The organism is Pseudomonas sp. AC532 (assembly GCF_979258965.1).
Map to the genome: position 1 here is coordinate 4,327,317 of NZ_OZ409888.1, position 23,977 is coordinate 4,351,293.

Genomic DNA, 23,977 nt, shown 5'->3' on the forward strand with positions numbered 1-23,977 from the left:
AGCTGCTGCGCTCCGGCCTCGTTGAACGTGGCGGGCCGTCCCGCCGGTAATGGGTCTGCGCCACGGTCGTCCGTGGTTGGAATCAGGTCGTTCGTTGGCTGTTCAAGTAGGCCGATCTGTATCGCGGTCTTGGTGGACGTCAAGAGCGACGTCCGCCCTACGGTTCTGCGCTGCCAGGCACTGCCCCGAGCGGCTCTGGCAGATCATCAGGAGGAAGCGGCGCAGGCGTTGACTCAGTTCCATACCAGCACCTCCGCGGGGGTCGGGTTCCAACCGTTGCAGGGGTTGTTGAGCTGCGGGCAGTTGGAGATCAGCACGATCACGTCGGTCTCGGCGCGCAGCTCGACGTACTTGCCGGGCGCTGAGATGCCGTCTTCGAAGGTCAGCCCGCCGTCCGGGGTAACCGGTACGTTCATGAAGAAGTTGATGTTGGCGCCGATGTCGCGCTTCTCCAGGCGACCGTCGTGCAGGCTGGCACGCAGGAAGTTGTCGCGGCAGCTGTGCATGAAGCGCTTGTCGAGCGCGTAGCGCACCGTGTTGCTCTCTTGGGCGCAGGCGCCGCCAAGGGTGTCGTGGCGACCGCAGGTATCGGCGACGATGGTCAGCAGTGGGTTGCCGAGGTTGGAATAGAGCACCGTGCCGGCGGTGAGGTAGACGTTGTTCTGCTTGCGCAGGGTGCGCTGCGGGTCGAAGCGTTCGCGCGGGTTGCTGGCGGCGAAGAACAGCGTATCGATCGCCTGGTTGCCCTCCAGGTCGTGCAGGCGCAGGGTTTGCCCGGCCTTGACCTCGAACAGGTAGGGCTCACCCGCCGGGATGGTGTGGCGGAACGCTGCGGTCTCGGGATGCAGGTTGCTTTCGATCAGGCTCATGTCGGCACCCTCAGAGGTAGTGGCGTTCGGTGTTGTGGAAGGCGCGGCCGTTTTCCGGGCGCGAGGTACGGCAGAGCACGCTGATACCGTCGCTCTCGACCTTGCTCCAGCTCAGCTGTACCGGCTTGGGTGCGTACTGAGGGTTAGGGTCCATCGGGTGTTGCAGGGCGGTGAGCACCACCAGGGTGTCCATCGGCGCATACAGCTCGATGTAGCTGCCCGCCTGGCTGTTGCCGGGCTGGAACTGGAAGGCGCCGTCGGCATCGACGTCCACACGGCTGAACAGGTTGAGGTTCATCAGCAGGTCTTGCAGGTTCAGGTTCCACTTGCCCATTTCCACCAGCAGATTGTCCACGCCGTTGCGGAAGAAGCCGTTGCGCAGTTCCTGGTAGCGGCCCTGGCCGTATTTCTCGGTAACTTCATCGGCCGAGAGCACGCCGCCGAAGCTGTCATGCCAGCCGCAGGTGTCGGCGGTGATGGCCGCCAACACCTTGCCCATGTCCGAATACAGGCAATGGCCAGCGGTGAGTTTGGCGGTGTGCTGGCCCTTCAGGGTGTCGGGCAGGTTCAGGCGCTCGCTTTTCTCCGCGGCATTGAACAGCAGCAGGCTGACGTTGGCGCCGCCTTCAATGTCGGTGAGGCGCAGCACTTGGCCGCGCTTGAGGACGAACGAGGTATGGCCACCGCCGGGGACGGTTTCCTCATAAAGGGTAGGGCGAAGGGTGAGGGCAGTTGTCATTGCTGTCTCCTTACAGGGCAGGCGCAAGGTGCGCCGGCAATGCTGCGATGGCGCTTCGGCGATCGCTATTCAGGGGGATGTCGTAGGTGATGCGCGCACCGAAGGCATTCGGTGCGTGAGGGTCGATACGGGTCTTGTCGAACACCATCAGGCGGGTACCGAGGCTGAAGCCTTCGGACAGGTCGTGGGTGACCATGAACACCGTCAGCCCGGTTTCGCGCCACAGTTCGAGCAGCAGGGCGTGCATGTCTTTGCGGATGCCGGGGTCGAGTGCGCCAAAAGGCTCGTCGAGCAGCAACACGCGAGGTTTCATGATCAGCGCCTGGGCGATGGCCAGACGCTGCTGCATGCCGCCGGATAGCTGGCTGGGGTATTTGTCCAGGGCATGGCCGAGGCCGACCTTGCCGAGAATCGCAGCTGCCTGCTCGCGTGCGTCGCGCTTGGCTGCGCCGAACAGGCGACCGAGCAATGGCGCACGGGGCAGTTCCAGGCCGATGGCGACGTTGTCCAGCACGCTCAGGTGTGGGAACACCGAATAGCGCTGGAACACCACGCCACGGCTGGCATCTGGCTCGCCAGCCAGAGGCTGGCCGTCGAGCAGTATCTGGCCCTTGCTTGGGCGTTCCTGGCCCAGCAGCAGGCGCAGGAAGGTCGATTTACCGCAGCCGGAAGCGCCGACCAGCGTACAGAACTCGCCTTCGGCGATGGACAGGTTCAGGCGTTCCAGAACGGTCTGGTCGCCGTACTGTTGCCAGACGTTCTTCACCTCGATGAAAGCGTCTGTGGCGTTGTTTTTTTTATCGCTCATGCCTTGGCCCCCTCGTACCAGGGGAAGCACAGCCGCGTCAGCTGACGCAGACCAAGGTCCATCAGCCAGGCGAGCAGGGTGATCCACACCACGTAGGGCAGGATCACGTCCATCGCCATGTAGCGGCGCACGAGGAATATGCGGTAACCCAGGCCATCGGTGCTGGCGATGGCTTCCGCGGCGATCAGGAACAGCCACGCGGAGCCCAGTACCAGGCGCAGGGCGATCAGCAGGCGTGGCAGCAACTGTGGCAGTACGACCCGCAGGATCAGCGTCCAGGTGCTGGCGCCGAGGGTCTGCGCCTTGATCAGCAGCTCCTGGGGAATCTCCCGGGCGCGCTGCTCCAGATCACGGGCGAGGATCGGGGTGATGCCGATGACGATCAGCATCACCTTGGACAGCTCGCCCAGGCCGAATACGATGAACAGGATCGGCAGTATCGCCAGCGGAGGCACCATCGACAGCACGGTGAGCAGCGGTGACAGCGGCGCCCTCAGCAGCGGCAGGATGCCGGCGGCGATGCCCAGGCATAGCCCGACCGCTGCAGCGATGCCAATGCCCATGCCGAGGCGCGTCAGGCTTGAGGCGGTGTCCTGCCAGAAGGCGTAGCCGCCGGTGCGCTTGTCTTCGGTGAAAGCCAGGCGGTCGACGGCAGCGATCATCTGGCTGGCGCTGGGCAGCAGCTTGTCGTTGGGGTTGTCCGCCAGGCGCTGCGCCGAGCCCATGAAGTAGGCGAACAGCAGCAGCGCGAAGGGCAGCAACACCAGCAGCATTCGGCCGGCACGGTCGGGATGTCGGTTGATCAGGCGCATGGGCATCTCGTTATGCGGTATGTGGAGCACAGCACGGGGTGACGCGAGAGTGGATGCGCGAAGCCGGCACCCACCTCGACGGCCTCACGTTTCTAGAGCTGGCCGTCGGCGGCCATCTGCATATAGGTCGGGTCGAAGCGCAGCTTGAGGTTGCCCTGATCGCCGGTGGTCACGTCGTTGGCGAACGCCATGCCGACGGCGTCTGCGCTCTGTGCGCCTTCGCCGAGCAGGCCATGGTCGAACGAGAAGGCGGCGACCTTGCTCATGGTTTCCGGCAGGCGCGGGCTCTTGGTGAACGCCACGGCTTCCTTGGCGCTGTAGAACATCTTGGTGGTGGCGAGCTGCGCTTCGTAGCCTTTCAAGTCGGTGCCGGACGCCTTGGCCATGTGCTCGCGAGCAGCCTTGCCGGCAGCACCGCTGTCGCCCATGGTCGCCATGATTTCGTACCAGGCGCCGGTCAACGCCTTGCCGAGGGCCGGGTTGTCCTTGAGGGTGTCGCTGTTGACCACCATGAGGTCGATGATTTCGCCCGGGATCTGGCTGGAGTCGAAGACTTTGGTCACCCCGGGGGTGGCTTCGATTTCCGCCAGCAGCGGGTTCCAGGTGGTCACAGCGGTGACATCCGCAGTGGTGAAGGCGGCTACCAGGTCGGCGTCCGAGGTGTTGACCACCTTCAGGTCACGCTCGCTGAGCCCTGCTTTTTCCAGGCCGCGGGCCAGCAGGTAGTGCGACACCGAGAGCTCGACCAGGTTGACGTTCTGGCCCTTGAGGTCGGCGAGGGTTTTCTTCTCGCCCTTGAGCACGATACCGTCGTTGCCGTTGGAAAAGTCGCCGACGATAAGCGCGGTGCTGTCTACGCCGCCAGCGGCCGGAATGGTCAGGGCATCCATGTTGGTCATGGTGCAGCCGTCGAACTGGCCGGCGCTGTACTGGTTGATCGACTCCACGTAGTCATTGATCTGAACTACGTCGATGCTGATGCCGTACTTTTGCGCCCATTTGTCGACGATGCCTTCAGCGGCAGCGTATTCCCAGGGCATCCAGCCGGCGTAAATGGTCCAGCACACGCTGAAGCTGTCCTTCTGCGCTGCCTGGCTGTTGAAGGTAAGGACAGTCGCGAGACCGGCGGCGAGAACGGAGAAAAGACGGGGCTTGCGCATGGAGACCTCCAGTTCGAGATAGGGCGGGCAGGAGTGCGCGGCATCTCCCATCGCTGGGGGCGCGTTCTCCCGGGCTTTTGTCCCGCCGTGTAACCCCTCGAGGAGGTCGTCAACTCTCGGACCAGTCATCCGCCTGCTGGCGAACCGGAACCCTAGTCGACTATTGCAAATTGTGATGCCGCTATCCTGGCCGTTGCCAGGGGTTCCTGCACCGAGGGATATAAGCGAGGATCGTGCCAGGGAGTGGAAGGGCGTCTACGTCGTGGTTCGCCGCAGTTCCTCAGGTGATAGCTGCGCTCTCATGGTGCGCGTGATAGCCAGGATGCGCGGTTTCGGCGCACTGCTGTGGTGCCGGCCGATGGCCGTGGTCTGAAATCATTTGTAGCGACTCACCGACGAGTGGAGTGGATTCGCCACGCGCGAGATTGTCTGATCGTTTGGGACTCGTCCCGGCATCGGCAGCCGCCGATGTGCGTTTCGCGGTCGAAGGAGGCCGCTCCATGATCCGTAAATCCATGCTCGTCGCGTTGTTGGGTTTCTCGCTGACCGGTTGCGCCGCTTACGGCGACAGCGGTTATGGCGGTGGTTATCGAGATTATGATCGTCAGTACTACCCCGGCGGTCACGTGCAGCGTACCGAGGTTTATGGTGCGCCGCGTGTCTACGTTTACGAAGACCGCCGCTACGACCGTCGCTATGCGCCGCCTCGCTACCATTCCCAGCCGCGTTACTACGCGCCACCTCCGCCGCCTCGCTATTACAACCAGCACGGCGGTTATGATTCGCGCTACCACGAGCGCCATGACCGCAATCGCCGCGATTACCGTCCGGCCCCGCGGCCCGGCTGGGAGGGCCAGCGCCATCATTACCAGCAGCAACAACGTCAGCGTATCGCCCCGCTGCAGTGGCAACAGCGTGAGGCGCCCCAGCGTATCCAACGCATCCAGGGCGGCGGCTGGAACCGCGAGCGTTGAGTGCAGTACCTGATGCGCTTTCGGCGCATCAGGTCATTCGTCGCCTCGAGGCGCTGTCGACAACCAATCGCTTGGCGGTCCCCTGCGTGAAAATCAGGCTCCTGGGCCATCCGTAGCCCCCTGAATAGCGGTTCTCGGCTGTTTTTTGTGCCTGCTTCGGTTGCAACTCCGAGGTTTATAAAACCGCCATGGTGGCACGGGGCAATTGTTTTTTAGGCAGTTGCGCCGCACCATGACGCGGTTGCTTGTCTGGAAGCATTGTCGTGCTCATCGGCGGTTCTGGCGCTCCCTCTATCCGTTACCGCTGGCCCGTGCTGGTGGCGTGCCTGCTCGCCCTGTCACTGGCGGCTGGCGGTCTGCATGCACAGTGGGATTTCCAGCGTATCGCCGCCCGTGCCGAGCAGCTCTATGGTCCACTGGGCGCTGGCAAGCCGCGCATCGACGCCTGGCAGCGGCTGCTCGACGAGCAACGCGACGCCAGCGAGGCCGAGCAGCTAAAGGCCGTCAACCGGTTCTTCAATCTGCAACTGCGCTTTCGCGATGATCAGGAAATCTGGCGCGTGGCCGACTATTGGGCGACCCCGGTCGAAGCCCTGATGCGCGGTGCTGGTGATTGCGAGGATTACGCCATCGCCAAGTATTTCAGCCTGCGTGAACTGGGAGTGCCGAGCGAAAAGCTGCGCATCACCTACGTCAAGGCAGTGCGCCTCAATCAGGCGCACATGGTACTGACCTATTACCCGACCCCCACCTCCGTGCCACTGGTGCTGGATAACCTGATCGATGCCATCGAGCCGGCGACCGAGCGGCGTGACCTGGTGCCCGTGTATGCCTTCAATGCCGAAGGGCTTTGGGTTCCGGGGCCAGCCGGTGGCAAGCAGGTAGGGGACAGCAAGCGCCTTTCGCGCTGGCAGGATTTGTTGAAGAAGATGCGTGCCGAAGGGTTTCCCTGAGGCGTAGCGAGGAGTCGTTCATGTCACTGTTCAAGCAGTTGTGTGTAGCTATCTGCGTACTGATGCTGGTGAGTTTCACCGCAAGCGTCGTGGTCAATGTGGAGAGCTCGCGCGATCAGCAGGTCAACCAGTTGCGCGCTCATGCCCAGGATGCCGCGACGGCATTGGGCCTGTCGCTCGGCTCGTACCTGGACGACCCTGCAATGCTTGAGCTGATGGTCAGCTCGATTTTCGACAGCGGCTATTTCGAGAGTATTCGCGTCATCGGTACGGACGAGAAGGTGCTGACCGAGCGCACCGGCGCTAACCTTGACGCCGGTGCGCCCCAGTGGTTCGCCAGCCTGGTGGATCTGGCGCCGGCCCAGGGCGATGCCATCGTCAGCGACGGCTGGAACCAGGCGGCTCGGGTGGAGGTGGTCAGCCATCCGTATTTCGCCATCGCCAAGCTGTGGCAGACCGCCTACGCCACGTTCCTCTGGCTGGCCCTGATCAGCCTGCTGTGCATTGGCCTGGGTGTGCTGCTGCTGCGGCGTCAGCTGCGGCCGCTGGAGTATATGGTCGAGCAGTCCAATGCCATCGCTCGCCGGGAGTTTCTCAGCGCACCTAACCTGCCACGCACGCCGGAGTTTCGCCGCGTGGTCAATGCCATGAACCAGATGGTCGAGAAGCTCAAGGCGTTGTTCGAGGAGGAGGCGTCGCGCAGCGAGAAGCTGCATGCCGAGGCCTATCAGGACAGCTTGACGGGCCTGGCCAACCGACGTTATTTCGACCTCGACCTGCAGGCCCGCCTGACGGGCGACGAGCGCGCCAGCAGCGGCGTGCTGTTTCTGCTGCGGGTCAATGATCTGATTGGCCTCAACCAGCGCATTGGCGGGCAACGTACCGATCAGCTCCTCAAAGCAGTAGCCGAGCAAATGCAGCATGTCAGCCAGGGGCGCTACCTGCTGGCGCGTAACCGTGGCGGCGAGTTCGCGCTGCTGGCCGCAGGTATCGATCGCCAGGAAGCCGAGCAGTTGGCCGAGCAACTGGGCAACGGCCTGCTTTCGTTGCAACAGACCGGTGCCAGTGATTGCCACCCGGTGGCCCATATCGGCATCACCACTTTTGCGGCCGGCGCTACCAGCAGCGAGCTCTATAGCGCGCTTGACGCGGCGCTCGCCGAGGCAACCAGCCAGAGCCGCACGCACTGGGCCTTCGTCGAGCACCGCCAGCGGGCTGCCGTGAGTGATGAACACAACGATTGGCACCGCCTGCTGAACAGCGCGCTCGAGCAGGGCCGCTTCCTGCAATACGTACAGCCGGTGGTCAGCGCTGCGGACCCGACCCAGGTGTTGCACAACAAGGTGCTGGCCCGTTTGCTGGATGAGCAGGGTGAACCCATTGCCGCCGGGCGCTTCCTGCCCTGGCTGGAACGTTTCGGTTGGACCGCTCGCCTGGACCTGGTGATGCTCGATGCCTTGCTGGCGCAATTGCCTGACCACGAAGGGATGCTGGCGCTGAGCCTCTCGGGCATCACCATGCGCGATCCGCAGGCGCTACAGCAGATCTACGAGCGTTTACGCCTGAACCCGGCTGTCAGCGGCCGCCTGATTCTGGAACTTGATGAAGGGCAACTGCCTGGGGCAGCCGAACTCGAGGAGATCACTCGCAAATTGCGCAGTCTGGGCGTGGAGCTCGGCCTGCAGCATTTTGGCGGCCGCTTCAGCATGATCGGCAACCTGGCGAAGTTGGGCCTTGCCTACCTGAAAGTGGATGGCAGCTTCATCCGCGGCATCGACCAGGAAAGCGACAAGCGCCTGTTCATAGAAGCCATGCAGCGCGCGGCCAACAGCATCGATCTGCCGTTGATCGCGGAGCGGGTGGAAACCCGTGGGGAATGGGAGGTGTTGCAGGCGATGGGGGTCAGCGGCGTGCAGGGCCGCCTGTTCAGCGAGCCAGCGGCCTGGGCCTGATCAGATCAGGCCACGTTCCTCCTCATTGATCAGGCGGTTGGCACCGCCCAGCGCATCGCGCGCACGGCTACGGCCCATCAGTTTGCTCTGGGCCGCTTCCGGTAGGTCGGTGATGCGCACCACGCCTTTCTTGATCAGCAGATCGATCAGGTCTTCAAGGACGCGGATCATGTCGAGGTCGCTCTGCTTGAGCTGCAGCAGGCTGTTTTCCACGTTCTGATTGGAAAACCAGGCGCGGGCTTCCTCGCTGTCGGCATGCAGCTCGCCGTTCATTCCCTCGAAAGGTTCGGGCTGCACGCGCAGCAGCTCGCCTTCGGCATTACGCTTTATATAGAACACGCACCTTCTCCCGATGAAACCTGTGCCTACAGCTTAGCGCCCCGCCACGAAAGTGTGGCGGGGCGCTTAGCGATTACTGGTCGACCTTGATAACGCTTTGAGCGATCAGCGAGTTGATCATGTCCGACGAGCTCGAGCCGTAGCCGGACAGGTCTATCGGGGCACCGTTATTTTCCAGGGTAATGGTCACATCGGCCGCAGCGCCATGGCCGAATTCTCCCTGGCTGCTGATTTCCAGCGTGGTCACCTTTTCGGTGCTGATCACTCGCAGGTAGTCAGTGATATTGGTGCTGTTTTCACCCTGCAGCAGATCACGCAGATCAATGGTGTCGCGTTCGTTACCTTTGAGCGTGAAGTCCTTGATCACATCCTTGCCCGTATCACCGGCATGCCAGACGAAGGTATCCGAGCCACTGCCTCCAATAAGGACGTCATCGCCTTCACCGCCAATCAGGATGTCGTTGCCAGCCCCTGCGTTGAGTGTGTCATTGCCTGACTTGCCTTCCAGGTGATCATTGCCAGCGCCGCCATTGAGCGTGTCGGAACCGACACTGCCGATGATCACGTCGTCGCCGTCGCTGCCGTTCAGCAAGCCGCTGCCGGTAATGGCTGTAGGTGCAACGTAAGGCTTGTCGCTGATGCCAATCACCAGAGTGGCTTTATCGCTATCGCCGTCGGGTTGGGTCAGGGTGTAGGTGAACACATCGCTCTTGCCAATACCGCTCAGGCTCGAGGTGGGTGTGTAGGTGTAAGCGCCGTTGGCCGAAATCGACAGGCTGCCATATTGCCCCTGAACCGTTGTCACGCCAATGCTGGCCACGCCATGAGTACCGATGGCGCTGATGATCGCGCCTTCCGGGCCGAGGCTGTCTACCGAGCCCCAGGCGTTGCTGCTGCCGGCATGATTGTTAGGATCGGTGAGCAGATTGCCGCTGGTTGCGGCGGCGGCATTGATGATCGGCGTGAACAGCGTGGTAGTGATGAGTACGTTTCTCAGCGCGGCGCTGGCCTCGGCGAAATTGAGGGCGGTCTGATCGCGCACCGCAACCACGAGGCTATATCTGCCCGCTGCCAGGTTATCCAGGGTGTTGCTGCCGCTCTTCAGATCGCCCGTGGCTACATCCTTGCCGGTCTCGTCTTTAAGCGTATAGGTATGTTTGTCACTGGCGCTGGTGAAGGCTGCATTGAATGTCAGTTTGCCGATACCGCCTTGCGACACGGTAAAGCCGAGGGTTCCGCTGGATGGCGCTGCGAACAGGCCGCCACGGTCCGTGACGGTAAGGTCCGCACCCTGGCTTTCTTTACTGTATTGCACGTCAAGCGTCGCCTGAGCGTAATTGTCGTTAGCCACCGGTAGCGAGTTCTTGTCGGCCTGCAGCTTGATGGTCAGGGTGCTGTTGAAGGCATCACCGTCCTTGTCCTTGACGGTATAGCTGAAGGTGGGATTCGGTACCGGTTTGCCAGCCTGTACCAGGTCGTAGCCTGCCTTGTTGAGGACGAATTTGTAGCCCCCGTCGGCGGTGGTGGTCAGGGTGCCGTAATCATTTTTCAAACTGTCCCAGGTGACGCTGCCAAAGCCATCGGCACCCGCGGTTTGCGCCACGCTACCGGAAACGCTTGGCATTACCAGCGTGCTGTTGATGCTGCCGTACAGCTCGTAAGTGGTGCTGGCGCTTTCGTTGGTATAAATGGTGTTGACGATGTTGCCGCTAGAGTCTTTGAACCCCTCCAGCCTGAAGACATACGTTTGCCCGTTCAGCTCGACGGTGATGTCCTGGCTCGGTAAGGTGATGATGTCTCGGGAGGCCACTGCGTCATTGCTGTTCGGTGTTTCGGTATGATCGAGTAATACGGTGAATGCCACCTTGACGGGGGTGCCATTGATGACCACGTCCATGTTCATGGTCATGGTGACCTTGTCCAGCGGCGAACCCGACACCGGTTTGTTGATGTGGGTGAAGTCGCCCATCTTGAACAGAGAACCCGCCGCAACCTGCTGGCCGCCAAGCAGAGCCGGGTTGTCGACCAGCGTGTAGCCAGAGCTGGTGCTGTTACTGTCGGTTCCCCAGTAGATCGCATCGATCTTGCTATCGCCATCGGTATTGACCAGCTTGCTACCGGTGATCGCAGAGCCTGATTCGAGCACAGGGCTTATCCAGCCGCCTTGCAGATTCTTGACGACGATGGTATCGACGGGCACGTCCAGCGTGCGCGATATCACGCCGCTCGGCATGTCATCTTCCACGCTGACGGTCAGGGTCGAAGAGCTGGACAGGGCGCCGTCGCTGACGGTTACCCCGACACCCAGTTTCAGCAGGTTTTCACCGCCGCCACTGGCATGATCCAGCGGTTTGGACAGCGTTACCGTGTAGTTGCCGCTGTTGTCGATGTTGACGCGAACGGCCTCGTTGCCCGCTGCGGCGCTGCCGACGTAACCAATCAACAGGGCGGTGCCAGAGCCAACCCAGGTGATGTTCTGCCCGCCAGACGTGAGGGTGCTTGTCGGGGCGCTCAACGTGACCGTCAGGTTGGTGCTGTCGACATCCTGAATGGTCATTTTTCCGGAAACGATTCGTGCGTCGGTGGTATCGACTTCACCCGTGCCGTCAGCAATCCCACCTGGCAGGCCTTCCTCCGAGACATGAACCTCACGGGCAATGACCGTAGGTGCATCATTCACGGCGGTGACATTCAGGTTGACGGTTGCGGTGCTGGTTCCCCCATGGCCGTCGGCGATCGTATAGCTGAACGATGCCGGGCCGAAGTAATCAGCCGTTGGTGTGAACGTGATGGTTCCATCGGGGTTCAGCGCCACGCTGCCGTGCTTGGCATTGCTGACAGCGATGATGCTCAGGCTATCGCCATCGGCATCGGAGTCATTGGCCAACAGTGTTTTTGGCGAGATGGTAAGTGCTTGGTCCTCGGCTGTTACCAGGGCCGGATTGGCCTGTGCCGGAGAGAAGCTGCTCAGTTGCTGGTAGGCACCGCCATTGAAGCTCAGCGTCGGTTGCAGAGCCGCATTGCCACCCTGATCCCAATAAATGATCTCGATGGTATGCGCGCCGGCTTCGCTGATGGTGAATTTGTCTCCTGCGCGAGCAGCGGGGGATTGGTTGCCATCAAATTTGGCGACGACGACGCCATCGATTGCAATGCTGTAGCCATCGTCTGCACGCACCTGGAACTGGTATTCACCTGCCTGCAGTTGAACGGTGCCGCTGAGGCGAATGATGGCATCGCTGCTGTTTTCCGGGTCGGTATTCAGCGATGGTGCATCGGAGCCAAGGAATTTTTGCAGATTCTTGTCGCCCCCCAGGTCACCCTCTGCGAGGCTGTAGTTGATGGAATTCGCAACGAATGTCGCATCCGCCGAATGGGTGCCGATAAAGGCACGCACCTGAGCCAGCGACGTGAGATTGCTGCCGTCCAGATTCGCGCCTTCATGGTAGGCATAATATTGCCCCGTGAGCCCGAGTGATGAGCCCGGATCGTTCACGGCAAGCGGATCCTGGTTGGCGGTGATGGTAACTTTCTGCGTATCGGTTTGACCGACGTTGCCCGCCGCATCGATGACCCGCACTTGATAAGTATGGTCGCCCAACGACAAGCTGCGGCCGTCTTCGTAGTTCCACCCACCGTTGTTGACGCTCAAGTCGACCCAGGTCTTGCCACCATCAATGCTGATCTGGGCTTTCTCGCCAGAGCCCAGAGGACCAAGGGTGCCGCTTACGGTAAGGCTGCTGTCGCGGGTGATGAAGTCTCCCGGTGCGCCGGTGTCGTCGGAGATTCTGACGATATCAATTGCAGCCGCTGGAGGCGTGAGGTCGACGCTGTAGGTTTCGGTAACCGTGGCAGTGCCTGTTTTTCCGTCAGCATTGCTGGTGATGCTGGCCTTTATGGTGCGACCGGCATCGGCCGCCAGATCAGCGCCAGGCACTTTGATGCTGAAGCCGAGCGTGCCATTGGTGTCGCTGACCAGGCCCGTGAAGGTCTTGCCATTGACGGTCAGCGTGACCGCGTCGCCTACCTTGGCATCGCCCCCTACCGTACCGGTAACGGGTATGTCCTGAGTCGATTCGGCCTTGTTGATCACGTCATCGGCAGTGATGTTGGCGTGCAGCGTAATCGTCGGGGCAAGGTCATTGTCGATGATGGTCGCCGTACCGGCTTTACCGCCGACCGTCAGCGTGAAATCTTCGTTCGGCTCTTTCGAGGCATCATCAATGGTCGGAACGCCTACGGTGAATTCGGTGACGCCAGCCGGCACAGTGACCTTGCCAGTGACACTGTTGTAAGTGACGCCATTGCTGAACCGCAGATCCGCGGCAGCGGTCCTGAAGTCGGTTCCAGCTGTTGCCGTACCGGCTTTGAGCGCGAAGTCGAAGGTAGTGGCCGTGCTGCTGGCATTGCTGAGCTTGACCGTGAAGACGGCAATATCGCTTTCGTCGACCTGCTGGCCTTGCGGGTCGGCCGCTGCGCTGACGCTGCCGATGGTCGGGACGACTTCAGTACCGATAATGGTGATGGTGGCTTTCGCCGTGGCGGTGCCGCCATAGCCATCGCTTACGGTGTACTCGAAGGTCTGGGTCTTGAGCTCGCCAGACTTCAGGTTGTTGTCATTGGACGCGAAGCTGAAGCTGCCGTCGGCATTGATGGTGAGCATGCCCGTGGCCAGCGCCACCTTGCCGTTGGCAGGCACGCTTTGGCCGTTGATCTGGATGACTTGCAGCGTTTGCCCGGTATCGTTATCCGAGTCGTTGCTGAGCAACCCTTTGCCCTGATTGATGGTCAGCGTCTGGCTCTCGTTGACGACATAGGTGCTGTTGGCCGCCGCCGGACCGCTGCCAGAGAAGCCGGTCAGGAAGTAGTCAGAGCTGTCTCCCTGGATGGCGGTGCTGTTGTTGACCGTCGGGATGGCCTCGAAGCGAATGCTGTCGAATATCTGGTTCCCGGTATCGATTGCAAACTTGCCCGTGCCGTTACCGCTATTCTGGAAGGTGCCGCTGGTCACCTCCACACCTTGATAAAGCGCTACCCAGCGGCCTTGCTCGCCACCGTCTTCTCCTGGAATGAGTCGGCTGACCGTGAACTCGGCCTGATTCAGGTTGCCGCTGAAGTTCAGCGTGATTGACTCGCTCTTGCCGGTTTGGCTGTAGTATTCGATTTGCTCTGGGGTTGGTGAACCCGGCGCCCGTGGAGTGCCGCCCACGCCAAGCGCATTCTGGTTGCGGTCTACCGTCAGTTGCAGCAAGTCGGCACTTTCACCGTTGCCGTTTTGAGCCACAATGCTGGTTTTCAGGCTATTGCTGTCTGTCGCTGCCCAATTATTGCTCTGTGAACCGGCAGCATTCAGATCACCGATGCTGACGGTGTAGGTTTTGCCAACCGGATCGTCGATGGCGACAGGTGCGGTATTTACCAGAGCCTGGTCGCTGCCTTTGCCAGACGTGTTGCCGAATTGATCCTGAAGCGTCGCCTCGACGGTGACGGTCTTGCCTTCACCCGGGTTGGCGAACGTGGTGTCGATGTGACCCGTCTTGACGTCATTTTCAGTCAGTTTGATGGTCTGAGTGCTCGTGCCATCAGTGACGCGGATGGTGTCGCCGACTGCAGAGCCGTTCGGCAACCCGACCCGTACATCGACAGCACCGCTGAGCTCGTTTTGCCCGATCAAGCCGTCGTTGTTAATGTCTTCACGAATTTCTACGGTTGGAGCCGCCCCGGTGGCCCCGGCCAGCGTGTCGATGCGAGCGCTGTCGGTGCCTTTGTTCGACGTGTTACCGAACTGATCGCGCAGCGTGGCTTCCACCGTCAGGCTGTTGCCTTCGCCAGGATTGGCGAAGGTGGTGGTGACGAAGCCAGCGGTGATTTGCGCAGCAGTCAGGGTGACGGTCTGCGGCGTGGCGCCGTTGGTGATTACCAGGGTGTCGCCAGCGGCAGCACCGGCCGGCAGGCCAACACGTACGTCGATAGGGCCGTTGAGTTCAGCGCTGCTGATAACACCATCGTTGTTGGCATCTTCAGTGATGGTGACGACCGGAGCCGCACCCGTGGTGCCGGCCAGGGTGTCGATGCGAGCGCTATCGGTGCCTTTCTCGGAAGTGTTGCCGAACTGATCGCGCAGCGTGGCTTCCACCGTCAGGCTGTTGCCTTCGCCAGGATTGGCGAAGTTGGTGGTGACGAAGCCAGCGGTGATTTGCGCAGCAGTCAGGGTGACGGTCTGCGGCGTGGTGCCGTTGGTGATTATCAGGGTGTCGCCAGCGACAGCACCGGCCGGCAGGCCAACGCGTACGTCGATAGGACCGTTGAGTTCAGCGCTGCTGATCACACCATCGTTGTTGGCATCTTCAGTGATGGTGACGACCGGAGCCGCACCCGTGGTGCCGGCCAGGGTGTCGATGCGAGCGCTGTCGGTGCCTTTCTCGGAAGTGTTGCCGAACTGATCGCGCAGCGTGGCTTCCACCGTCAGGCTGTTGCCTTCGCCAGGATTGGCGAAGGTGGTGGTGACGAAGCTAGCGGTGATTTGCGCAGCAGTCAGGGTGACGGTCTGCGGCGTGGTGCCGTTGGTGATTATCAGGGTGTCGCCAGCGACAGCACCGGCCGGCAGGCCAACGCGTACGTCGATAGGACCGTTGAGTTCAGCGCTGCTGATCACACCATCGTTGTTGGCATCTTCAGTGATGGTGACGACCGGAGCCGCACCCGTGGTGCCGGCCAGGGTGTCGATGATGGCGGTGTCGGTAGCAGTACCGGTATTGCCGGCCGGATCCGTAACTTGAGCGTCAACGGCGTATGGGCCTTCACTCAGGGCTCGTGGAACATCAACGGTGTAGGTGCCGTCAGCGAGAACCGGTGCAGTGAAAGCGAAGCTCGTACCGTTTTGGGTAATGGTCAGAGTGACGATACTGCCAACGGGCGCATCGGTCGTACCGGTAATGCTCGGGGTAGTGTCGTTGCTAACGGTTGGGGCATCGACGGTGATGGTCGGTGCCGTGATGTCGACGCCGTAGCCTTCAGTGTCTGAACCTGTGCCGATGTTACCTGCTGCGTCGGTCGTGCTGATGCTGGCGGTGATGGTCTTGCCAGCATCGGCGATCAGGTCTGCACCGGGGACATTGATGCTGAAACCCAGGGTGCCGCTGGTGTTTGCTACCAGACCGGTGAAACTGTTGCCATTGACGGTCAAGGTGACGGTATCACCAACCTTGGCATCGCCACCGACCGTACCGGTTACGGGGATCGGCTGCCCGGCTTCGGTGCCGTTGATCACGTCATCGGCCGTAATGTTGGCATCGAGGTTGATGGTCGGAACCGGGGCGGTAATGTCGATAGCGCCCGAGTCGTTGGCCGAGCCGGTATTGCCGGCAGCATCGGTAACGGCGGCATCAATGGAGTACGGCCCCTCAGCCAGTGGCTGATTCAGCTCGACGTTGTAGGTGCCGCCGGCCAGAACCGGTGTAGTTACCGTAAAGGTCGTGTTGCCCTGGGTAACCGTCAACGTGACCGTGCTGCCAACCGGCGCATCGGTCGTGCCGGTGATGGTCGGCGTCGTGTCGTTGCTGATTGCGGGTGCATCAACGGTGATCAGCGGCGCGGTGGTATCGATGGCACCGCTGTCATTAGCGGAGCCTGTGTTGCCAGCAGCATCGGTAACGGTGGCATCAATGGAGTACGGCCCCTCAGCCAATGGCTGATTCAGCTCGACGTTGTAGGTGCCGCCGGCCAGAACCGGTGTGGTCACGGTAAAGCTGGTATTGCCCTGGGTAACCGTCAACGTGACCGTGCTGCCAACCGGCGCATCGGTCGTGCCGGTAATGGTCGGCGTCGTGTCGTTGCTGATTGCGGGTGCATCAACGGTGATCAGCGGCGCGGTGGTATCGATGGCACCGCTGTCATTAGCGGAGCCTGTGTTGCCGGCCGCGTCGGTAACTGTGGCGTCGACGGTGTAAGAGCCTTCAGCCAAGCCAGCCGGTGTATCAACCGAATAAGTGCCGCCTGCCACCACGATCGCAGTGGTGGTAAGAACGGTAGCGCCTTGGGTGATGGTCAGCGTGACTGTGCTGCCAACCGGCGCATCGGTCGTGCCGGTGATGGTCGGCGTCGTGTCGTTGCTGATTGCGGGTGCATCAACGGTGATCAGTGGGGCAGTGGTGTCGATGGCGCCCGAGTCGTTGGCCGAGCCGGTATTGCCCGCTGCGTCGGTGACTGTGGCATCAATGGAGTACGGACCCTCAGCCAATGGCTGATTCAGTTCGACGTTGTAGATGCCACCAGTGAGTACCGGTGTGGTCACCGTGAAGGTCGTGTTGCCCTGGGTAACCGTAAGCGTGACCGTGCTGCCAACTGGCGCATTAGTCGTGCCGGTGATGATGGGCGTGGTGTCATTGCTGATTGCAGGTGCATCGACAGTGATCAGCGGGGCGGTGGTGTCGATGGCACCCGAGTCGTTGGCCGAGCCGGTATTGCCGGCAGCATCGGTAACGGCGGCATCAATGGAGTACGGCCCCTCAGCCAGTGGCTGATTCAGCTCGACGTTGTAGGTGCCGCCGGCCAGAACCGGTGTAGTGACCGTAAAGGTCGTGTTGCCCTGGGTAACCGTCAACGTGACCGTGCTGCCAACCGGCGCATCGGTGGTGCCGGTGATGTTTGGAGTCGTGTCGTTGCTGATGGCAGGCGCATCGACAGTGATCAGTGGGGCGGTGGTATCGATGGCGCCGCTGTCGTTGGCCGAGCCGGTATTGCCAGCAGCATCGGTAACGGTGGCATCAACAGTATAAGAGCCTTCAGCCAAGCCAGCCGGCGCAGCAACCGAGTAAGTGCCGCCTGCCACCACGATCGCAGTGGTGGTCAGAACTGTTGCCCCTTGGGTGATGGTCAGCGTCACCGTGCTGCCCGCTGGCGCGTCGGTCGTGCCGGTGATGATGGGCGTGGTGTCGTTGCTGATGGCAGGCGCATCGACAGTGATCAGCGGCGCGGTGGTGTCGATGGCACCCGAGTCGTTGGCCGAGCCAGTGTTGCCGGCTGCGTCGGTAACGGTGGCATCAATGGAGTACGGCCCCTCAGCCAATGGCTGATTCAGCTCGACGTTGTAGGTGCCGCCGGCCAAAACTGGTGTGGTCACCGTAAAGGTCGTGTTGCCCTGGGTAACCGTAAGCGTGACCGTGCTGCCAACCGGCGCATTAGTCGTGCCGGTGATGATGGGCGTCGTGTCGTTGCTGATGGCAGGCGCATCGACGGTGATCAGTGGGGCGGTGGTGTCGATGGCACCCGAGTCGTTGGCCGAGCCGGTATTGCCGGCTGCGTCGGTGACTGTGGCATCAACGGAATACGGGCCCTCAGCCAATGGCTGATTCAGCTCGACGTTGTAGGTGCCGCCGGCCAGAACCGGTGTAGTGACCGTAAAGGTCGTGTTGCCCTGGGTAACCGTCAACGTGACCGTGCTGCCAACCGGCGCGTCGGTCGTGCCGGTAATGGTCGGCGTCGTGTCGTTGCTGATGGCAGGTGCATCGACGGTGATCAGTGGGGCGGTGGTGTCGATGGCACCCGAGTCGTTGGCCGAGCCTGTGTTGCCGGCCGCGTCGGTAACTGTGGCGTCGACAGTGTAAGAGCCTTCAGCCAAGCCAGCCGGTGTATCAACCGAATAAGTGCCGCCTGCCACCACGATCGCAGTGGTGGTAAGAACGGTAGCGCCTTGGGTGATGGTCAGCGTGACTGTGCTGCCAACCTGCGCATCGGTCGTGCCGGTAATGGTCGGCGTCGTGTCGTTGCTGATTGCGGGTGCATCAACGGTGATCAGTGGGGCAGTGGTGTCGATGGCGCCCGAGTCGTTGGCCGAGCCGGTATTGCCCGCTGCGTCGGTGACTGTGGCATCAATGGAGTACGGACCCTCAGCCAATGGCTGATTCAGTTCGACGTTGTAGATGCCACCAGTGAGTACCGGTGTGGTCACCGTGAAGGTCGTGTTGCCCTGGGTAACCGTAAGCGTGACCGTGCTGCCAACTGGCGCATTAGTCGTGCCGGTGATGATGGGCGTGGTGTCATTGCTGATTGCAGGTGCATCGACAGTGATCAGCGGGGCGGTGGTGTCGATGGCACCCGAGTCGTTGGCCGAGCCGGTATTGCCGGCAGCATCGGTAACGGCGGCATCAATGGAGTACGGCCCCTCAGCCAGTGGCTGATTCAGCTCGACGTTGTAGGTGCCGCCGGCCAGAACCGGTGTAGTTACCGTAAAGGTCGTGTTGCCCTGGGTAACCGTCAACGTGACCGTGCTGCCAACCGGCGCATCGGTGGTGCCGGTGATGTTTGGAGTCGTGTCGTTGCTGATGGCAGGCGCATCGACAGTGATCAGTGGGGCGGTGGTGTCGATGGCACCCGAGTCATTGGCCGAACCTGTGTTGCCGGCAGCATCGGTAACGGTAGCATCAACAGTGTAAGAGCCCTCAGCCAGGCCAGCCGGTGCATCAGCCGTATAAGTGCCGCCTGCCACCACGATTGCTGTCGTGGTCAGGACGGTAGCGCCTTGGGTGATGGTCAACGTGACCGTGCTGCCAACCGGCGCGTCGGTCGTGCCGGTAATGGTCGGCGTCGTGTCGTTGCTGATGGCAGGTGCATCGACGGTGATCAGTGGGGCGGTGGTGTCGATGGCACCGCTGTCGTTAGCGGAGCCTGTGTTGCCAGCAGCATCGGTAACGGTGGCATCAATGGAGTACGGCCCCTCAGCCAATGGCTGATTCAGCTCGACGTTGTAGGTGCCGCCGGCCAGAACCGGTGTGGTCACGGTAAAGCTGGTATTGCCCTGGGTAACCGTCAACGTGACCGTGCTGCCCACTGGCGCATCGGTGGTGCCGGTGATGATGGGCGTCGTATCGTTGCTGATGGCAGGCGCATCGACGGTGATCAGCGGAGCAGTGGTGTCGATGGCACCCGAGTCGTTGGCCGAGCCGGTATTGCCGGCAGCATCGGTAACGGCGGCATCAATGGAGTACGGCCCCTCAGCCAGTGGCTGATTCAGCTCGACGTTGTAGGTGCCGCCGGCCAGAACCGGTGTAGTTACCGTAAAGGTCGTGTTGCCCTGGGTAACCGTCAACGTGACCGTGCTGCCAACCGGCGCATCGGTCGTGCCGGTGATGGTCGGCGTCGTGTCGTTGCTGATTGCGGGTGCATCAACGGTGATCAGTGGGGCGGTGGTGTCGATGGCACCCGAATCGTTGGCCGAACCTGTGTTGCCGGCTGCATCGGTGACTATGGCATCAACGGTGTAAGGGCCCTCAGCCAATGGCTGATTCAGCTCGACGTTGTAGGTGCCGCCGGCCAGAACCGGTGTAGTGACCGTAAAGGTCGTGTTGCCCTGGGTAACCGTCAACGTGACCGTGCTGCCAACCGGCGCGTCGGTCGTGCCGGTAATGGTCGGCGTCGTGTCGTTGCTGATTGCGGGTGCATCAACGGTGATCAGCGGCGCGGTGGTATCGATGGCACCGCTGTCATTAGCGGAGCCTGTGTTGCCGGCCGCGTCGGTAACTGTGGCGTCGACGGTGTAAGAGCCTTCAGCCAAGCCAGCCGGTGTATCAACCGAATAAGTGCCGCCTGCCACCACGATCGCAGTGGTGGTCAGGACGGTAGCGCCTTGGGTGATGGTCAGCGTGACTGTGCTGCCAACCGGCGCGTCGGTCGTGCCGGTGATGGTCGGCGTCGTGTCGTTGCTGATGGCAGGCGCATCGACAGTGATCAGCGGCGCGGTAGTGTCGATGGCGCCGCTGTCATTAGCCGAACCGGTATTCCCCGCTGCGTCGGTAACTGTGGCATCAATGGAGTACGGACCCTCAGCCAATGGCTGATTCAGCTCGACGTTGTAGGTGCCGCCGGCCAGAACCGGTGTAGTTACCGTAAAGGTCGTGTTGCCCTGGGTAACCGTCAACGTGACCGTGCTGCCAACCGGCGCATCGGTGGTGCCGGTGATGTTTGGAGTCGTGTCGTTGCTGATGGCAGGCGCATCGACAGTGATCAGTGGGGCGGTGGTGTCGATGGCACCCGAGTCATTGGCCGAACCTGTGTTGCCGGCAGCATCGGTAACGGTAGCATCAACAGTGTAAGAGCCCTCAGCCAGCCCAGCCGGTGCATCAACCGAGTAAGTGCCGCCTGCCACCACGATTGCTGTCGTGGTCAGGACGGTAGCGCCTTGGGTGATGGTCAACGTGACCGTACTGCCCACTGGCGCATCGGTCGTGCCGGTGATGGTCGGCGTCGTGTCGTTGCTGATAGCAGGCGCATCGACGGTGATCAGTGGGGCGGTGGTATCGATGGCACCGCTGTCGTTAGCGGAGCCAGTGTTGCCGGCAGCGTCGGTGACTGTGGCATCAACGGAATACGGGCCCTCAGCCAATGGCTGATTCAGCTCGACGTTGTAGGTGCCGCCGGCCAAAACTGGTGTAGTGACCGTAAAGGTCGCGTTGCCCTGGGTAACCGTCAACGTGACCGTGCTGCCAACCGGCGCATCGGTGGTGCCGGTGATGTTTGGAGTCGTATCGTTGCTGATGGCAGGTGCATCAACGGTGATCAGTGGAGCGGTTGTATCGATGGCGCCGCTGTCATTAGCGGAGCCTGTGTTGCCGGCTGCGTCGGTAACTGTGGCGTCGACGGTGTAAGAGCCTTCAGCCAAGCCAGCCGGTGCATCAACCGAGTAAGTGCCGCCTGCTACCACGATCGCAGTTGTGGTCAGAACTGTGCTGCCTTGGGTAACCGTCAACGTAACGGTACTGCCAACCGGCGCATCGGTCGTGCCGGTGATGATGGGCGTCGTGTCGTTGCTGATTGCAGGCGCATCGACGGTGATCAGCGGCGCAGTGGTGTCGATGGCACCCGAGTCGTTGGCCGAGCCGGTGTTGCCAGCTGCGTCGGTGACTGTGGCATCAACAGTGTAAGAGCCTTCAGCCAGCCCAGCTGGTGCATCAGCCGAGTAAGTGCCGCCTGCCACCACGATCGCAGTGGTGGTAAGAACGGTAGCGCCTTGGGTGATGGTCAGCGTGACCGTGCTGCCAACCGGCGCATCGGTCGTGCCGGTAATGGTCGGCGTCGTGTCGTTGCTGATGGCAGGCGCATCGACGGTGATCAGTGGGGCGGTGGTGTCGATGGCACCCGAGTCATTGGCCGAGCCAGTGTTGCCGGCTGCGTCGGTGACTGTGGCATCAATGGAGTACGGCCCCTCAGCCAGTGGCTGATTCAGCTCGACGTTGTAGGTGCCGCCGGCCAGAACCGGTGTAGTTACCGTAAAGGTCGTGTTGCCCTGGGTAACCGTCAACGTGATCGTGCTGCCAGCCGGCGCATCGGTCGTGCCGGTGATATTTGGAGTCGTGTCGTTGCTGATTGCAGGCGCATCGACGGTGATCAGCGGCGCGGTGGTGTCGATGGCACCGCTGTCGTTTGCCGAGCCTGTGTTGCCGGCTGCGTCGGTGACTGTGGCATCAACGGTGTAAGAGCCTTCAGCCAGCCCAGCCGGCGCAGCAACCGAGTAAGTACCGCCTGCCACTACGATCACAGTGGTGGTCAGGACGGTAGCGCCTTGGGTGATGGTTAACGTAACTGTGCTGCCAACCGGCGCATCGGTAGTGCCGGTAATATTTGGAGTCGTATCGTTGCTGATTACAGGCGCATCGACGGTGATCAGTGGAGCGGTGGTGTCGATGGCGCCGCTGTCGTTGGCCGAGCCGGTATTGCCAGCAGCATCGGTAACGGTGGCATCAACAGTATAAGAGCCTTCAGCCAAGCCAGCCGGCGCAGCAACCGAGTAAGTGCCGCCTGCCACCACGATCGCAGTGGTGGTCAGAACTGTTGCCCCTTGGGTGATGGTCAGCGTCACCGTGCTCCCCGCTGGCGCGTCGGTCGTGCCGGTGATGATGGGCGTGGTGTCGTTGCTGATGGCAGGCGCATCGACAGTGATCAGCGGCGCGGTGGTGTCGATGGCACCCGAGTCGTTGGCCGAGCCGGTATTGCCGGCAGCATCGGTAACGGCGGCATCAATGGAGTACGGCCCCTCAGCCAGTGGCTGATTCAGCTCGACGTTGTAGGTGCCGCCGGCCAGAACCGGTGTAGTTACCGTAAAGGTCGTGTTGCCCTGGGTAACCGTCAACGTGACCGTGCTGCCAACCGGCGCATCGGTTGTGCCGGTGATGTTTGGAGTCGTGTCGTTGCTGATGGCAGGCGCATCGACAGTGATCAGTGGGGCGGTGGTGTCGATGGCACCCGAGTCATTGGCCGAACCTGTGTTGCCGGCAGCATCGGTAACGGTAGCATCAACAGTGTAAGAGCCCTCAGCCAGCCCAGCCGGTGCATCAACCGAGTAAGTGCCGCCTGCCACCACGATTGCTGTCGTGGTCAGGACGGTAGCGCCTTGGGTGATGGTCAACGTGACCGTACTGCCCACTGGCGCATCGGTCGTGCCGGTGATGGTCGGCGTCGTGTCGTTGCTGATAGCAGGCGCATCGACGGTGATCAGCGGCGCGGTGTTATCCACCGTGTAGGGGCGATTCGCAACGGCGGAGCCTACGTTGCCGGCTGCGTCCACGTTGGTGATCGTGGCAGAGAGGGTGCTGGCAGCGCCCAGTGCGCTGGCGGCGACAGGAATGCTGAAGCCCAGAACGCCGTTGCCGATGTCGATTACCGAACCGGTGAAGGCAGTGCCGCCTACATTCAGGCTGATTGCATCGCCCAGTTGTGCCTCGCCGCCGACAGTGCCGGTGACGGCTACCGTGGCGCCTCCCAGTTCGGCGCGATTGAGCACATCATCGCCGCTGATCGGGTCGATGCCGATGGTGACGAACGGCGCCGTGGTGTCGGCTGCTGCGCTTCCTGCAGGAGTGGCGTCGGCAAACAGTGCAGCGGAATCATCTTCGATAAGGTTGAAGGCAGACGTACTTGGACCCGAGGTTTCAAAGCCGATGGTCGGGTCGACGCGCTGAGCCGTCTCGCTCAGCATCACCGGGGCGTGACCACCGCCGCCGCCTGCACCGCCAGCTGCGCTTTGCCCTGCTGCGGTTGGCTCCAGGTCTGTCGTCGGGTCAAGGCCCGCAGCAAGTGCCTGCTCGAACTCGCTTGACGCCTGATTTGAGTTATCCGCAACGTCCTGCTCCTGCGGATTGCCCGCCTGCCAGGTGGCATTTGCCCCCAGGCTGACCACTTCGCCGTCTGCCAGCTCCAGGGTGACGGAGCCGCCGTCCGCGGTGATGACCTGCTCACCTGCGAAAATACGATCACCCTCGAAGACCTGGCGTCTGACCCCGTCAACAGACATGACGAATACCTGGCCGATCAACGATTTGATGACAGCAGCGAAATTGCTCATAAACAGCTCCGTGCGCGCGTGCGCGAACTAAATCCTG

10 protein-coding genes and 1 riboswitch are annotated in these 23,977 nt (G+C 61.6%); of the genes, 3 read left to right on the forward strand and 7 right to left on the reverse strand.

What is annotated here, in order from left to right:
• Positions 1–233: 233 nt before the first annotated feature.
• The 5 genes from ACZ0AV_RS20125 to ACZ0AV_RS20145 form a co-directional block, all read right to left on the reverse strand.
• The gene (locus ACZ0AV_RS20125; protein ID WP_499152660.1) at positions 234–869 is read right to left on the reverse strand and encodes an urea amidolyase associated protein UAAP2; all 636 of its coding nucleotides are present in this window, start codon (positions 867–869) and stop codon (positions 234–236) included.
• Positions 870–879: 10 nt separating this feature from the next.
• Positions 880–1,608, reverse strand: a complete 729-nt coding sequence (locus tag ACZ0AV_RS20130; RefSeq protein ID WP_499152661.1) for an urea amidolyase associated protein UAAP1 — start codon at positions 1,606–1,608, stop codon at positions 880–882.
• Between the two features lie 10 nt (positions 1,609–1,618).
• The gene (locus tag ACZ0AV_RS20135; RefSeq protein ID WP_499152662.1) at positions 1,619–2,416 is read right to left on the reverse strand and encodes an ABC transporter ATP-binding protein; all 798 of its coding nucleotides are present in this window, start codon (positions 2,414–2,416) and stop codon (positions 1,619–1,621) included.
• Positions 2,413–3,228 carry an ABC transporter permease gene (locus ACZ0AV_RS20140; RefSeq protein WP_499152663.1) on the reverse strand — a complete coding sequence of 272 codons (816 nt, stop codon included), beginning with the start codon at positions 3,226–3,228 and terminating at the stop codon, positions 2,413–2,415. Before ACZ0AV_RS20140 ends, ACZ0AV_RS20135 begins: the two co-directional genes overlap by 4 nt.
• A gap of 92 nt (positions 3,229–3,320) precedes the next feature.
• Positions 3,321–4,388, reverse strand: coding sequence for a putative urea ABC transporter substrate-binding protein (locus ACZ0AV_RS20145; protein WP_499152664.1), 1,068 nt, complete (start codon positions 4,386–4,388; stop codon positions 3,321–3,323).
• 64 nt (positions 4,389–4,452) lie between these two features.
• Positions 4,453–4,555, reverse strand: a riboswitch (guanidine-I (ykkC/yxkD leader).
• 333 nt (positions 4,556–4,888) lie between these two features.
• Here ACZ0AV_RS20145 and ACZ0AV_RS20150 point away from each other — a divergent pair.
• The 3 genes from ACZ0AV_RS20150 (at position 4,889) to lapD (ending at position 8,267) form a co-directional block, all read left to right on the forward strand.
• Complete coding sequence (locus ACZ0AV_RS20150; RefSeq protein ID WP_499152665.1) at positions 4,889–5,362, forward strand: hypothetical protein; 474 nt, start codon at positions 4,889–4,891, stop codon at positions 5,360–5,362.
• 293 nt (positions 5,363–5,655) lie between these two features.
• A complete protein-coding gene (lapG, locus tag ACZ0AV_RS20155; RefSeq protein ID WP_499153412.1) occupies positions 5,656–6,315 on the forward strand; it encodes a cysteine protease LapG in 660 nt (219 codons plus the stop codon).
• A gap of 20 nt (positions 6,316–6,335) precedes the next feature.
• Positions 6,336–8,267 carry a cyclic di-GMP receptor LapD gene (gene lapD / locus ACZ0AV_RS20160; RefSeq protein ID WP_499152666.1) on the forward strand — a complete coding sequence of 644 codons (1,932 nt, stop codon included), beginning with the start codon at positions 6,336–6,338 and terminating at the stop codon, positions 8,265–8,267.
• Here lapD and ACZ0AV_RS20165 read toward each other — a convergent pair whose 3' ends face one another.
• Together ACZ0AV_RS20165 and ACZ0AV_RS20170 are read right to left on the reverse strand one after the other, a co-directional pair.
• Positions 8,268–8,606 (reverse strand): tryptophan synthase subunit beta, encoded by a 339-nt coding sequence (locus ACZ0AV_RS20165; RefSeq protein WP_499152667.1) that lies wholly within the window; start codon positions 8,604–8,606, stop codon positions 8,268–8,270.
• 73 nt (positions 8,607–8,679) lie between these two features.
• Positions 8,680–23,940 carry an Ig-like domain-containing protein gene (locus ACZ0AV_RS20170; RefSeq protein ID WP_499152668.1) on the reverse strand — a complete coding sequence of 5,087 codons (15,261 nt, stop codon included), beginning with the start codon at positions 23,938–23,940 and terminating at the stop codon, positions 8,680–8,682.
• Between the last annotated feature and the right edge of the window lie 37 nt (positions 23,941–23,977).